Origin of the sequence: Clostridium mucosae, from assembly GCF_024622765.1 — a bacterium.
GTDB lineage: Bacteria > Bacillota > Clostridia > Clostridiales > Clostridiaceae > Clostridium.
This window is the reverse complement of sequence record NZ_JANKAF010000003.1, coordinates 291,229-306,046: the sequence shown is the minus strand read 5'-3', so window position 1 is coordinate 306,046 and position 14,818 is coordinate 291,229. Positions and strand designations below refer to the sequence as shown.

General features: G+C 27.2%; 11 protein-coding genes. 2 read left to right on the top strand and 9 right to left on the bottom strand.

Annotated elements, in window-relative coordinates; genetic code table 11:
* Positions 1–99: 99 nt before the first annotated feature.
* From NSA50_RS06240 to NSA50_RS06205, 8 genes are all read right to left on the bottom strand, one after another.
* Entirely contained in the window at positions 100–1,011 is a 912-nt protein-coding gene (locus NSA50_RS06240) for an EAL domain-containing protein (RefSeq protein WP_257443802.1), read from the bottom strand.
* Between the two features lie 345 nt (positions 1,012–1,356).
* Entirely contained in the window at positions 1,357–1,548 is a 192-nt protein-coding gene (locus tag NSA50_RS06235; protein ID WP_257443800.1) for a hypothetical protein, read from the bottom strand.
* 336 nt (positions 1,549–1,884) lie between these two features.
* Positions 1,885–3,036, bottom strand: a complete 1,152-nt coding sequence (locus NSA50_RS06230; protein ID WP_257443798.1) for an extracellular solute-binding protein — start codon at positions 3,034–3,036, stop codon at positions 1,885–1,887.
* Between the two features lie 138 nt (positions 3,037–3,174).
* Positions 3,175–4,065: a carbohydrate ABC transporter permease gene (locus tag NSA50_RS06225; RefSeq protein WP_257443797.1), complete on the bottom strand. Its 891-nt coding sequence runs from the start codon at positions 4,063–4,065 to the stop codon at positions 3,175–3,177.
* Between the two features lie 24 nt (positions 4,066–4,089).
* Positions 4,090–5,064, bottom strand: a complete 975-nt coding sequence (locus NSA50_RS06220; protein ID WP_257443796.1) for an ABC transporter permease — start codon at positions 5,062–5,064, stop codon at positions 4,090–4,092.
* 457 nt (positions 5,065–5,521) lie between these two features.
* Positions 5,522–6,139: a DUF624 domain-containing protein gene (locus NSA50_RS06215; RefSeq protein WP_257443795.1), complete on the bottom strand. Its 618-nt coding sequence runs from the start codon at positions 6,137–6,139 to the stop codon at positions 5,522–5,524.
* Between the two features lie 87 nt (positions 6,140–6,226).
* On the bottom strand, positions 6,227–7,750 hold the full coding sequence (locus NSA50_RS06210; RefSeq protein ID WP_257443794.1) for a response regulator transcription factor: 1,524 nt from the start codon (positions 7,748–7,750) through the stop codon (positions 6,227–6,229).
* A gap of 111 nt (positions 7,751–7,861) precedes the next feature.
* On the bottom strand, positions 7,862–9,670 hold the full coding sequence (locus NSA50_RS06205; RefSeq protein WP_257443793.1) for a cache domain-containing sensor histidine kinase: 1,809 nt from the start codon (positions 9,668–9,670) through the stop codon (positions 7,862–7,864).
* 820 nt (positions 9,671–10,490) lie between these two features.
* On the opposite strand from NSA50_RS06205, the gene NSA50_RS06200 reads away from it, so the two are divergent.
* Entirely contained in the window at positions 10,491–12,824 is a 2,334-nt protein-coding gene (locus tag NSA50_RS06200) for a beta-galactosidase (protein WP_257443792.1), read from the top strand.
* Between the two features lie 432 nt (positions 12,825–13,256).
* Here the strand turns inward: NSA50_RS06200 and NSA50_RS06195 are convergent, their stop codons facing one another.
* Positions 13,257–13,817 carry a hypothetical protein gene (locus NSA50_RS06195; RefSeq protein WP_195265510.1) on the bottom strand — a complete coding sequence of 187 codons (561 nt, stop codon included), beginning with the start codon at positions 13,815–13,817 and terminating at the stop codon, positions 13,257–13,259.
* Between the two features lie 324 nt (positions 13,818–14,141).
* Here NSA50_RS06195 and NSA50_RS06190 point away from each other — a divergent pair, with 324 nt between their 5' ends.
* The gene (locus NSA50_RS06190; RefSeq protein WP_257443790.1) at positions 14,142–14,771 is read left to right on the top strand and encodes a hypothetical protein; all 630 of its coding nucleotides are present in this window, start codon (positions 14,142–14,144) and stop codon (positions 14,769–14,771) included.
* The last annotated feature ends 47 nt before the right edge of the window (positions 14,772–14,818 follow it).

Sequence of the window (14,818 nt, the reverse complement as noted above, 5' to 3'; positions counted from 1 at the left end):
ACTTTTTTTATTATTCATCCTGTTCTTTTCTACTTAGATTAAATTATTAATAATATATAATATGAACAGAATCTATTCCAAATAGATAACTGACTATCATTAACTATTAGAAATAAATTGATTTTTTTCAAACTCACTAAGTTTAACAGGCTTTCCGTATAAATATCCTTGTACAATTGTACATCCTATACTTTTCAAAAACATTGCTTGCTCTCTAAATTCCACACCTTCAGCAATAATTCCTAGATTTAATTCCTTTGCAAGTTTTATAATATTTTTTAATACTACACTTCCCTTAGATGATATAGTTTTTTTATCTAAAAAAAGTTTATCTAATTTTATTGCATCTAGAGGTAAGCTTTTTAAAATATTTAATGATGAATATCCTGCTCCAAAGTCATCTAAGGATATTTTGATACCTAGATTTCTTATATCATTTAATACATTAATTATATCATTGGAATCCTCTAACATAGCGCTTTCTGTTATTTCAATTTCAATTAGATTTGTATTAATGTTATAAGCCTCTATTAATTTTTTTACCCTTTCCATAAAATAGTCTCCTTGACTTAAAGTAAATCTAGATATGTTAACTGATAATGGAATTACTTTATAATTATTATTTTCCCATCTATTAATAATTTTACATACTTCTTCAAACATATAAATATCTAAATTTACTATAAAACCATTCTTTTCAAATATATGAATAAAGTTATTAGGACTAATAGTTCCATTAGATTTTGTATTCCATCTAACTAAACATTCTGCACCTACTATACATTCATTTTGCAAATCATATTTTTGTTGAAGATACATCTCAAACTCTCTATTTTGTATTGCATTATACATTATATTTTCTGTATTACTTTTATACTCTTTCTTAGTTCCACTTTTACAATCACATTTAAAAATATAGTTTAATATCAACCTAGCAACTAAAACTAAAGCAATAATCAAAATTAAAAATAAAAAAAGAGTATATTCTCCTGAAAATAGTATTTTATCCATGTCAGCTTTATCTCCATCTTTATTTTAATATACTCTATTATATTCATTTCACTTTAAGATAGATACTGTATAGATAAGGGTAATTTTAAAAAATAAAATAGTCAAAAAAGAATGTAAACCCCAAAAGCGAGTATATAATTTATACATATTGAATTGTTAATATAAAATTAAAGAAAGAAATGATGAAACGTCAAAAAGTGAAAAAGTTGAGGGTGTTTTGCTTTGTAAAACTCTTAATTTAAATTTACTAAGCATTTCTTATAAAAAAATACCTTAATGGATTTTTTATCCTCAACTTCTTCACTTTTTATTTTTTCATTCTTTCACTATATTTATAAAATATAGCTAGTTACCCCATAATTCTAATCTTTCTTTAACTAAATCAGTTACTCCTTGATTTAACTTATCTACTCCATAACTATTTAACGTATTTTGTATTTCATCCCAAGCCTTATCAAAGTTTTCTGGTGATCCAAGGATTGCTTGAGTTGCTGATTGTTGAACATAATCATCAGCTTTCTTTTGGATTATAGCCATATCACTATCACTTGGAATATTTAATTGCCATACTTGTCCATGCTTAGAAATTCCAAGGTCTTCGTCTGATGGGAATAAATCTGTCCAAGCTTCTACACCATAAGCTTTTAATGTTTCTTTTTCTGCACTATTATAATTTGCTTTAACGCTTTCTAAAGTAGTAGTTGAATAGCTATCTCCATTTGCATCTAAAGCTCCAACTCCTCTTTCTGGGAATGGATATATATATAATCCAATTCCAGTTTTCTTTGAATAATCTGGATCTGTATTTTTTAACTTTTGAATTTCAGGTAAGACTTCTCTCTTTCCTTCATCATTAATTTTATAATGAGTTCCTTATATACCCCAGTTTAATAAAACTTGAGCTTCATCTGATGCTATCCAATCTAAGAATTCAAATGCTCTCTTTGGATCTTTACAACTTGAAGAAATTGCATATCCAAAACCACCGCTAAATCCATAATCTTTCAATGATTGGTCTTTTTGTTTGTTAGCATCAACAACTACTGGTAATTTCGCATAAGTTTGATCATATTTTCCTTCTCCAACTAAACTAACTGCTGCAGATTGATAATCCCAGAATGCATCTGATAATCCAACAACTCTTCCTGCTGCTATTTTAGCTTTATAAGTATCTTCCTTTTGAGTGAAAGATTCTGGATCTAATAATCCTTCAGCGTTCATGTGATTTAACCACTTGAAGTATTCTTTAACTTCTGGAAGTAAGAATTTATAAGTTACTTCTCCAGTTTCATCATTTACTGCAAATTGTCCGTCATCTGGGATACCAGATGCAAGAGATGCAATATTTCCTACTGTGATTAACCATCTCCAGTCACTAGCCATTAAAGATAATCCTATTCTTTTTTGTCCATCTTCAGTTGTAGGATTCTTAGCAATATAGTCTTTTATAACCTTTTCATAATCATAAATAGTTTTTATTTCTGGATATCCAGCTGCTTTAAGGGCTTGATGTTGAAGTTGCATTGTACCTGATGGATCAAATACTTTATTTACAGCTCCATAAGTACCTACTGTATATATTGATGGATCTTGATTGCTATATTTTAATCTATTGATTTGATCTCCATATAAAGTTTTTAAATTATCTCCACTTTCTTCAATATAATCGTCCAATTTAATAACTGCTCCAGCATCTACTAGCTTAGAAGTATCTCCTTTAGCAAATATTATATCTGGATATTCTCCACTTGCTATCATAAGTGGAACAGCCTGATTATCTCCTGCTACTGGATGTTCAAATTTTAAAGTTACGCCTGTTAACTCTGTAATCTTCTTAGCAACATCATCAGTAAAAGGTATGTCTTCTGATAAATCTGTTGAGAATATAGTAAAGGTAATTGGTGACTTGTCCATCCCCTCTGATGCATTATTGGTACTGTCATTTCCTTTCTTACCACAACCAACAAAAATTGATGTAGTCATTACACTTGCTAGAAGTAAAGTTAATACTTTTTTCCTTTTCATATTTACCCTCCTAAATTTTATTTCCTCTCTCGATTCCAAAACTTGGAATTATATAAACAAAGCTTTCTAAATATGAACCCATAGAAACCTTGTGTTTAACAACTTAATTGATTGGCTTAATACTTACCGTACAATCATCTAGCTCTTAACTGCTCCTAATGTCATTCCTGAAACAAAGTATTTTTGTACAAATGGATAGACTACTAATATCGGTACTGTAGCAACTATTGTTATTGCCATTTTTATAGATTCTGGATTAGATCTTGCTGTATTTTGTAAATTGGGATTATGAATATCTATTGTTGCAGCTGCATTATCCATAATCTTCTTAAGCTCATATTGTAATGTAGTCAAGCTATCATTAGTTCTTGCATAAATATATGTGTCAAACCAACTGTTCCATTGTCCAACTGCTATAAATAAGGCTACAGTTGCTATAACAGGTAAACATAATGGGAATACTATTTTTCTAAATACTGCCCAATCATTAGCACCATCTATGGCTGCTGATTCATACAACGCCTCTGGTAACCCATCCATAAATGCTCTTACAACGATAACATTAAATGCTGAAATAAGTCCTGGTAAAATATAAACTGCAAATTTATTTACTAAACCTAATTCTCTAATTACTAAGTATTCTGGAATTAATCCACCACTTACATACATAGTAACTATAAATAATATTGTAACAAATTTATTGAAGATAAAATCTCTTCTGCTTAGTGTGTAAGCTAACATTGTAGTGGCTAATACACCTGTAACTGTTCCTATAACAGTTCTTAAAACTGAATTCACAAAAGCTCTTGGTAATTTACTACTTCCTGAAAATATTTCTTTATAGTTTTGCAACGTAAATTCTCTTGGCCAAATGTGAAGTCCACCTTTAACTGTATCTAAAGCATCATTTAATGATATAGCTAGTACATTTAAAAATGGATATAAAGTAATGACAACTATAAACAGCATAATTATTACTAATACTATATCGAAAACTTCTATCTTATTTTTTTTCTTTTTAAGCTTCATTTTTATACCTCCAATAGCTTTATATTATTTTAATAAGCCGCCTTCTCCATCATTAAATTTCTTAGATGCTTTATTTGCCAAGAATATTAATATAATTCCTACTACAGACTTAAATATACCGATTGCTGTACCAAAGGAATATCTAAACATCCCAATACCATAATCTAAAGCATATTTATCTATAACTAAAGCCTTAGTTTCTACGACTTTATTTCCTAATAACATTTGCTTTTCGAATCCTATGTTTAATATGTTACCTATACTCATGATTAGTAAAACTAATATTGTACTTTTTATCAATGGTAATGTAATACTAAACATTCTTCTAATTCTTCCTGCTCCATCTACTTTAGCTGCATCATAAAGTTCAGGATCTATTGCTGTCATTGCTGCAAGATATATAATTGCATTCCACCCCATTTCCTTCCAAATATCTGAAGCTGTAACTATTCCCCAGAACATGCTTGTACTAGATAGAAACTTTATTGGTTCTGAAATAAGATTTAACTTTAAAAGTATTTCATTTACTATTCCTGCATTTGCTAAAAGATTAGTAACTATTGTAGCTGCTACAACCCATGATATAAAGTGAGGTAGATATGAAATAGTCTGAACAAACTTTTTAAATTTTGTATATCTTAATTCATTTAACAGAAGTGCAAATATTATCGCTGAAGCTGTTCCAAATACTAAACCTAAAATACTCATTCCTAAAGTATTTTTTAAAGATTCATAAAATAGTGGTTCTTTAAATAAATCTATAAAATGCTTAAATCCTACCCATTCTTGTTCAAAGAATGATAGTTGCGGTTTATAATTTTGAAAAGCCATTGTCCATCCAAATAAAGGTAAATACTTAAATATAATTACCCAAACCACAAAAGGAAAGGACATCGCTATTAAGACCCATTGTTTTTTAATATTTTTCCAAGTAATTTTTCTTTCTTTCTTCTTAGTTTCGTTCTTTGTTTTTACATCAACATCTCTAACAAGCTGCATTATCTATCCCTCCATTTTCTTAGACCTTTACTTCAACTGTTAATAATATAATAATATTTCCCATAGTATCTTCATACCTATAAAAATGTATATGTTTTCATATAAAAATTAGAGGATTAAAAAGTAAAATTTAATAGGTATTCTTCTCCAGTATCAACACCTATTGATCCCACACATTCTCACATGTGAAAGCCTTATGTTTACAAGATTTGTCAATATTAAGCAAAAATAAACTGCACTAAAAATATCATAATCTACTTTGCAATTTACCCATAAAAATTGATATATTTATCATGGATAATTACACATTTAAATCTAGATATTTTTAATGCAGTTTACTTTTTTTTACTGTAAAGACTACGATAAATAAAATATGTAGAATAAGCCTAATACTTCTTTGCACAACTATTTAGCTTATGGAACATTTCTATTTATCTTAGCTATTATCATTAACAATTTAACTGTTGTATTTTTCCTTCAAATAATTTTCTGCATCTATTAGTACGTTTTTTTCAAGAATTAAAATTAGATATGCTAAAGCAATTGGTCCAAATAATACTCCGAATAGAGATATTTTTAAAAATTTTATTATAAAGAATGCTATTATTGTGATTGAAAGAATTGTAAGTGTTATATAAAATTTCTTAAAGGTCAATGTAATAGCAAGTCTAAATACATCTTTTGTTTTAGCACTTATCCTTGCTATGATAGGAAATACATATAAGCTTATTGTAAGCGTAAAGATAACTATCCCTATAAATATATATGAAAGAATATTTACTTCTGCTTTAAAGAAATGTTCTATATCTAAATAACTCATTAAAAGTATAATACTTATTATGGTACTAGCAAAAATACCTTGTAGGAAGTTTAATTTATAGAAATACAGAAAATCTTTTTTTGAATCTGTTTCATTTCCCTTGATTACCCTGCCTAAAACTGAAAACATTGTGGAAAGCGCAGGTCCAATTAATATTCCCAAAAATGATAGGATATAAATTGAAAGATTGCTACCTGAAAATATGAAATAAGCTATAAAGGGAGATATTGCTATTAGGAAATATATATTTGTCATAAATATATATATATATCTTTTAGTTAAATAATAAACACTATTACTTTTTAAATTATTGTCATTGCTCATTTAAACCATCTCCTATTTTTACATTTCTTTCTGTTTCTTATAATTTAGTGGGCTTATACCAACATACTTTTTAAATTTACTATGAAAATAATCTATATTCTTATATCCAATACGCTCGCATACTTCATAAACTTTAAGATTTTCTTCTACTAATAACTTTTTACCCTCTTCAATCCTGATTTTATCTAAATAAGTATTAAAAGATTCTCCTGTATAACTTTTAAAGATCTTCCCTAAGTAAGCACTATTGTAATTAAATATCTCTGCTAAATTTTCAAGCTTCAAATCCTTATAATAGTTTTTTTCCACATATTTAACTACTCTCTTAATTGATGAATTATTAGAGCTCGTACTAATTTCCTTTGATATAGAAGATAATCCTTTAGATAAAACTTCTATTACTCCTTTTAAATTTTCTTCTAAATAAATTTTATCTATTATCTTTTCTTCAATTCTTAAACTTTCCTCTTTAAGCTTATAATCCTGTTTTATCTTTTCTTTAAAATCTAAAAGAGTTCTCGTTATTGTAACCTTAATTTCATCTTCTCTAAATCCTTTTGCTCTAATTAACTTCTCTAATATATTTAAATTTTCATTAAGTTTATCCTTCTGACCAATTTCAGTATAAGTAATTATCTTATTAAGAATTTTCTTTTCATCTAAATTTAAATCTATATTTTCTTTTTCAACTAGTAAATTAGATGCTATAGCTGAATTGCTGAATAAAAATTTATTATTTGTTAAATTCTTTGCACTTCTATAAGACCTATAAATATCTTCGATATCATTTACATCTTCACCTAATGCGATGAAATTATTTCCAACTAAATTTTTATCTAAACTCAACTTTACATTGGTTAATAATTTATGAGTATAATTTACATTTATATTTCTTATTACTAAAGCAAGTCTATCACCTAATTTAATAATATCTATATTTTCTTTTTCATTTATACTATTTAAAATTATTTCCTCAATCTTAACTATATTATCAAAATTATTCTGATTTGAAGAATTACTTATAAGTGCAACTTGGAAGCTTGAAGTATTTAAACTATTTTTTATATCCTCATATTCATTTACATCTTTTCTTAAAATTAATTGTGTTAGTACATATTGTCTTAAGGCTATTTTATTTTTTTCTAATCTTTCTTTACTTTTTTTCTCTTCTTCTATTTCTTTTCTCAACTTTAATGCTATTTCTAAAAGTTCATCTTCATCTATAGGCTTTAGTAAATATTCCTTAACTCCATATGTAATTGCTTTCTGAGCATATTCAAAGTTTGAATACCCACTAATAACTATAAATTTACCTTTAATCCCACTTTCCTTAGCTCCTTTTATTATGTCTAGTCCAAGCTTTCCTGGCATTTGTATATCAATCAAAATTATATCTGGTTTTAGTTCTAGAACCTTAGAATATCCTTCATCTCCATCTGCAGCTTCACCACATATTTCAAAGCCATTTTCTCGCCAATTTATAATATGCTTCAATCCCTCTCTTACATAAGGCTCATCATCAATTATTAAAACTTTCAACATTGAAATTTTCCTCCTTTTATAGTAAAAATTTAAGTCATAAAATGTATATTACTTCTGTCATCTCAAAGTTAAAATATATGTTAGTCAAATGAACTTTTTATAAAATTAGACTTACTTTTTACTTGGTAATAGCATTATTACTTTTGTTCCTACTTCTAAAGTACTTAAAATATATAATCCATACTCTTCACCATAAAACATCTTTATTCTTTCATTAACATTGCTAATTCCTATGCTCTTTTTATTTTCATTATTATAGTTCCTTAGTTTCCTATTTATATAATCTAATTTCTCATTAGTTATTCCAACTCCATTATCTGAAACTTCTACTATTAAATATCCTACTTCATCATATATAGAAACCTCTATTTTCCCCATTTTTGTGCTACTTTCTAAACCGTGAACAAAAGCATTTTCTACTATAGGCTGTAATAATAAAGGTAAAATCTCATATTCGCTTGTATCTACTTCAATCTTAAATTCATATTCAACTTTTCCCTTAAATCTTAATCCCTGTATTTCTAAATAACTTTCTATAATATCAAGTTCTGATTCTAAAGTAACGACTTCATTAGTAACTTCTAAATTTCTTCTCATAATTTGCCCTAGTTTTTTAACTATATTAGCGAGCTCTCTGTCGCCATTACAAAAGGCCCTCATCCTTATAGTTTCTAAAGTATTATATAAAAAATGTGGATTTATTTGGCTGGCAAGCATTTTAAATTCTGCATCCTTTTGCTTTACAATTAAGCTTTTTTGTTCAAGCTCCTTAACATATACTTCATCTATGAGATTTTTAATACTCTCAACCATAGTATAAAAATGTTGATATATATAACTTATCTCATCATTACCTTCAATTTTTTCTTTTATTTCGAAATTTCCTTCAACCACCTTAGATATTTCTACACTTAAAAGACCTACTCTATCCGAAAATAACTTTGAAAAATATAATATAATAATTAATGATATTGTTACTGCTATACTTATTATAGCTATACTCTTATCAATTGCATCTCTCGATTGTTCCATTATTTTATAAACTGGAACACTAACTGCTACCTCAAATATATTATTAAAAGACTTATCTATTTTGTATTTTTCTGAAATAACATAATTTTGTCCTAAATTAACTTCTTCTTTAACATCATTATAATAATCTACTTCATCCTTATTATGAATTAAAACTAATTCACTACCTTCCTCATATTCATCTGAAGCTACCACTGTTCCATCTATCAAAATACTTGTAGGATATGGTTGCTGAGAAATTATTGTCCTTAGCTTTGAAGTTTGGAGGCTTATTACTAATACCCCAATATGCCCATGTATATCACAAGATATATCTCTAATTAATGATAAACTATATTTCTTTGTGATATTATCAAAATTATACTGCCATGTTATTACCCCTTTATCTTCTCTTGCCTTATTATACCAATCACTATTTTTAACTGTATCATTTACTTTAACTATAATTGAGTTATCTAATATTGATTGATTTTCTACATATAATCTTATGGTAGACAAGTCATTATAGTATTTTAGATAATTACTTAAAATCGGATACTCATTATAAGCCTTTACATTGCTCCCATAATCCTGGTATTCAGTTTTAACTATATCATGAAGATTCTCATCTTGATAAATCATATCAGATGTTGATGTTGCAAACCTTAAAGTTTCATTTAATCGTTGTTTAATTTGTTTTGATGTATATCTTGCATCCTTTTGTGAATTTTCAACCACCACATTACTCATCTTTTTAGTAAAATAAACCCCAACTGTTACAACAGTAACTACAACTATAATAAAATATACAATTAAAAGCTTAGTCCTAACCTTCATATTATTCAAAATATTCCTTAGACTATTTAAGCTACCTTTAAAAACATTTAAACTTCTTTTCAGTTTGTCCATAACTACTCCTTAATTATTATAAATCGAGAATATAAAGGCTACTATAACTAGATATGTTCCATAAGCTAGATAGCTGTGCAGGCATTGAATACTTAGTGAAGTTAAACGCAGTTACACCTGAGCTTAGTATGAAAGTTCATCTACTGAAGCTTGTCTTAAGTAGATTTTCCTATTAAAAATCAGAAAACTACTATTCCAAGAGTTTTGCTTAACTCGCTGCGCTCAGACAATTAAGCAACACTAATGCCTAGTATCTTTTTCCACGTCAAGTGCTTCTAATTTCTCGCTATATGCTTATTCCACAGTCAATTTATCTTCTCAGATTTATATTCTGCCACTTTACACAGTTAAATTAAGAATTAGCCTCATTAATTATATGTATTAAATTGGAAATTTAATTATAATGAGACACTACAATTCTTATTTAAGATATCTAATATGGCGTTAAAAATTTTTATTGTTTGAGCGCAGAGAATTATAAAAATTTAGTCATCTTTGATATCTTAAATTTAGAATTGTCTTCGAAATTATATAAAAATCGGAAAGTTAATACATATCACTATATTTAATTCGTAATTTATAACGAGTTTTCTTTATGTAAACATTTATATTATAAATACTATTTTAATGTATCTTTTTATTTATGTAAACATACACACTTTACGATATCCCAATAAAACCACTAATTTTTTTAGTAATTTTAATATAATTCATAACGTATTAATAATTTTTTTTCTATTATAAACTTTAGTTAATTATATATAAATAAGTTACAGTACTAGTGTAATAAGTATTTAAAAAATATATAGGAGGGAATGAAATGATTAGTTCAAAAACACCTTTCATACTTTATGGTGGGGATTATAATCCTGATCAATGGCCAAAAGAAATAATAATTGAAGATATGAAGTTTTTTAAAGATGCTAATATAAACGTTGTAACTTTACCTGTATTTAGCTGGGCATTATTACAACCTGATGAAGATACTTATAATTTTGAATGGTTAGATGAAATATTAGATCTACTTAAGGAAAACGATATCTTTGTTTGTATGGCTACTTCTACTGCTGTTCAACCTAATTGGATGTCAAAAAAGTATCCTGAAATTTTACCTACTGACTTTAATGGCATGAAAAGAAAATTTGGAGGAAGAGTTAACTTTTGCCCAAATAGTGAAAAATATCGTGAGTTCTCTGTAAAGCTTGCTACAAAACTCGCTGAAAGATATAAGGACTATTCAAACATAATAGCTTGGCATATAGGAAATGAATATGATAACTATTGCTATTGTGAGCATTGTGAAAATAAATTTAAGGAATGGGTTAAAAATAAATACAAAACTATTGAAAATGTTAATAAAGCTTGGAATATGAATTTTTGGGGCCACACCCTTTATAGCTTTGATGAAATAGTTGCACCTTCTGGCTTAAGTGAAGTTTGGTATGGCTATGATAAGCAATGCACTAACTTTCAAGGAATTGCTTTAGATTATAATAGATTTATGTCTGACTCTATCCTTGAATGTTACTTAGGTGAATATAATGTTTTAAAAACTATAACTCCTGATATAAAAATTACAACTAATTTTATGGGTACATTTAAGCCTTTGGATTACTTTAAATGGGCTAAGCATATGGATATAGTTTCTTGGGACAACTATCCTGGTTTAAATGCTCACCCAAGTGATACTTCAATGCGTCATGATTTAATGAGAGGCTTAAAAAACGGGGAGCCCTTTATGCTAATGGAACAAACTCCAAATCAACAAAACTGGCAACCTTATAATAGTGTAAAAAGACCTGGGGTTATGAGGCTATTAAGTTATCAAGCAGTTGCTCATGGAGCTGATACAGTTATGTTCTTCCAGATGAGACAATCCATTGGAGCTTGTGAAAAATATCATGCTGCAGTTATTCCACATGCTGGACATGAAAACGCTAGAACATTTAAAGAATGTGCAAAGCTTGGTGAAGAACTTAAATCATTAGGAGATACAATAATCGATTCAAAATATGATGCAAAAGTTGCTATTATATTTGATTGGGACAACTGGTGGGCAGTAGAATTTTCAAGTGGTCCATCTATTCAACTTAGATATGTTGAGCAAATTGAAAAGTATTATAAAGCTTTCCATAACCTTAATGTAGCTGTAGATTTTGTTGAACCAAATGGAGATTTCTCTAAATACTCAGTAGTATTAGGACCAGTACTTTATATGCTTCATGATGGAGTTGCTAACAATATTAAAAACTATGTTTCAAATGGAGGAACTTTCATAACTACTTACTTTAGTGGATATGTAAATGAAAATGATCTAGTTCAACTTGGAGGTTATCCAGCGGAGCTTAGAGACATGCTAGGACTTTGGGTTGAAGAAATAGATGCCCTTCCACCAGATATGAACAATTCTATTAACTTTAGAAATAATTTAAGCAATGCAACAAATACTGAAAAAATAGAAAATGTGGTTACTGAATTTAATAACGTAGTAACTACAGAAAATATAATAAATAATGATTCTAATAATGTAGGTACTGCATCTAATGCTTCAGTAACTACATCAAATAAAATAGATAATAAATCCAACAATGTAGGTACTGAGTTTAATGACATAGTAACTACATCAAATACTGTAGTTACTAAATTTAATAACACAGTAACTACAACTAGTAATATAAACTCTATTTCTAATGAAGGAACAAAAGTAAATCCTGTAGAAAATTATGCTATGAAAGATAGCTATACATGCGATATGGTTTGCGATATCATCAATTTAGAAGGGGCTACTCCACTTGCTGTTTATGGATCAGACTTCTACAAAGATTCTCCTGTGTTTACAGTAAACACTTATGGCAACGGTAAGGCTTATTATATAGGAGCAAATCCTGAACAAAACTTCTTAAATGACTTTGCAAATTCTCTTTCTAAGGAAAATAATTTATTAATAGATATTCCAAATGTTGATGGAGTTGAAATTACTAGAAGATTCAAAGATGATTATAGCTTAACATTTATTTTAAATCATAATAATGATGAAGTTAATATAACTTTAGATGATAAGGAATATATAAATCTATTAAATAATACATCTGTAAAAGATAATTTAACATTAAAAGCTAAAGATGTGGCTATATTAAAAACTATAAATAAATAATTTCTTAATAGAAATTTATGGGCTTAAGGTTGTAATAACTAAGATACCCGTAAAATGGAATTTAGTTAATCCCTTTAGTTTAGTTAATAACTTTTTTCATATAAATCTCTTTAATAATATAAAAAGAGGATGTCTCTAAAGATTTTTCTTATATTTGTTTATTAAATTACTACCAATTATTATTATTATTAAAAAATAAAATAGTGTATAAAATAAAAATAAATGATATAATATAAATAAGAAAAGCATCGTACGGCTAATACGATGATCGCCCTAGAACGTTTTAAGTTGGGCTATTGATAGTGTAAATTGTTACAAGAAGAACGGCATTAATCTTGAGCGGATGGATGTCGTTTTTCTTTGCTATTAATCTTAATATTTAGACCTAAAAGTTTTAAATTTATCTTCTCTACTCCTACTGATACTTTAAATTCATTTTTTATTTTCTATATTTGTTATAAATATTTCCTTATCTTGCTCACTTTCAAATATAGTTATTGGAATTACTAACGGATATACTTTTTTTATTTTATTCTTCATGAAAACAGATGATATAATTATATACCCCTTAAATTGATCTACAAAAATATTTTTATCCAAGTTAATATTTAAATTTTTTTCATTATATTTAACCTCTATATATTCATCTTTCAAAAGAATTATTTTTTCAGCTGAAAATAGTTGCTTTTTTTTATAATACTTATGCGCAATATTTTTAAGTCTTTTCATCATCAATTTAGGCAAAATTTTCAAAAAAAGATATATTATAAATAAAGTTAAAGCTATTATAATTAATGCATAAAAGCTTAATATGAAAATATTTAGATAAAATTTCGGATCACTTCTAATTGTATATATAATAACTATACTTGGCGTTAATATTGCAATTACACTTAAAAACATATAATATTTTTTCCACCAAAAAGATTTTAAATAATTATATTCTAATAATTTTTCTATATCTTCTATATTATTTTTAAATTTAATATTCATAAATCCCCTCTTATTTCTAATCATAGTTTTTATTACATTGATTATATCATACCTTTTAATATGAATATCATTTACCTCTTAAAATTTAATAATTTGCCTAAATGAATTTTTCAAAAGAACTAAAGATGAAAATATTAAACCATTTATGAACCATAAAAGTATATTTTATATATTACAAATATACTTTACCCACTTATTTCCTGTATAATTATGTTAAGAACCTTAAATCCAAAATAACTTATGATATTTCTAATATCATTATATCTTATTACGTTATCAAATTATATCTATTTCATATCAAATTTATATTAATGGGATGTTTTTATGAGATCTTTTAAATCAACTCTATCACTTGCCTTACTATCATGCTCTACACTATTTCTATTTGGATGTTCTGAATATGGAGCTGACGGTAAACCAGTAATTTACTTATATCCAGCTGAAGAAAAAACTATTAATGTTAAATTAGACTATGACGGGGAACTTACTTCTACTTATCCTACATACAATGATGGATGGAGTGTTAAAGCTAACCCCGACGGAACATTAACTAACTTAGAAGATAATAAGGACTATTCTTATTTATTTTGGGAAGGAAATCCCAATGTAGACTTAAATATTTCTGAAGGATTTGTTGTAAAAGCTGAAGATACAAAAGACTTTTTACAAGAAAAGTTAGAGTATCTAGGTTTAACACCAAAAGAATACAATGAATTTATAGTTTATTGGCTTCCTATTCTTCAAGAAAATAAATATAATCTTATATCCTTTGCAGGTGAAGAATATAATAATTATGCCAAACTAGAAATAACCCCAAAACCAGATTCAATTTTAAGAGTTATGATGATTTATAAACCATTGAAAAAGCCTATAGAAATTAAAGAACAAGAATTAAAACAATTTGAAAGAACAGGTTTTACAGTTATAGAATGGGGTGGAAGACAGGTAGACTAAGACTTATTTAACTTCCAACTTTCTAAGCCTCAGGGACATTTCCCCTG

What these genes read in the sequence shown, in the direction of transcription:
- NSA50_RS06210 (WP_257443794.1), bottom strand. Translation starts at nt 7,750, where the DNA reads ATGTTGAAAGTTTTAATAATTGATGATGAGCCTTATGTAAGAGAGGGA.
- NSA50_RS06200 (WP_257443792.1), top strand. Translation starts at nt 10,491, where the DNA reads ATGATTAGTTCAAAAACACCTTTCATACTTTATGGTGGGGATTATAAT.
- NSA50_RS06235 (WP_257443800.1), bottom strand. Translation starts at nt 1,548, where the DNA reads ATGGCTATAATCCAAAAGAAAGCTGATGATTATGTTCAACAATCAGCA.
- NSA50_RS06240 (WP_257443802.1), bottom strand. Translation starts at nt 1,011, where the DNA reads ATGGATAAAATACTATTTTCAGGAGAATATACTCTTTTTTTATTTTTA.
- NSA50_RS06225 (WP_257443797.1), bottom strand. Translation starts at nt 4,065, where the DNA reads ATGAAGCTTAAAAAGAAAAAAAATAAGATAGAAGTTTTCGATATAGTA.
- NSA50_RS06230 (WP_257443798.1), bottom strand. Translation starts at nt 3,036, where the DNA reads ATGAAAAGGAAAAAAGTATTAACTTTACTTCTAGCAAGTGTAATGACT.
- NSA50_RS06205 (WP_257443793.1), bottom strand. Translation starts at nt 9,670, where the DNA reads ATGGACAAACTGAAAAGAAGTTTAAATGTTTTTAAAGGTAGCTTAAAT.
- NSA50_RS06215 (WP_257443795.1), bottom strand. Translation starts at nt 6,139, where the DNA reads ATGACAAATATATATTTCCTAATAGCAATATCTCCCTTTATAGCTTAT.
- NSA50_RS06190 (WP_257443790.1), top strand. Translation starts at nt 14,142, where the DNA reads ATGAGATCTTTTAAATCAACTCTATCACTTGCCTTACTATCATGCTCT.
- NSA50_RS06220 (WP_257443796.1), bottom strand. Translation starts at nt 5,064, where the DNA reads ATGCAGCTTGTTAGAGATGTTGATGTAAAAACAAAGAACGAAACTAAG.
- NSA50_RS06195 (WP_195265510.1), bottom strand. Translation starts at nt 13,817, where the DNA reads ATGAATATTAAATTTAAAAATAATATAGAAGATATAGAAAAATTATTA.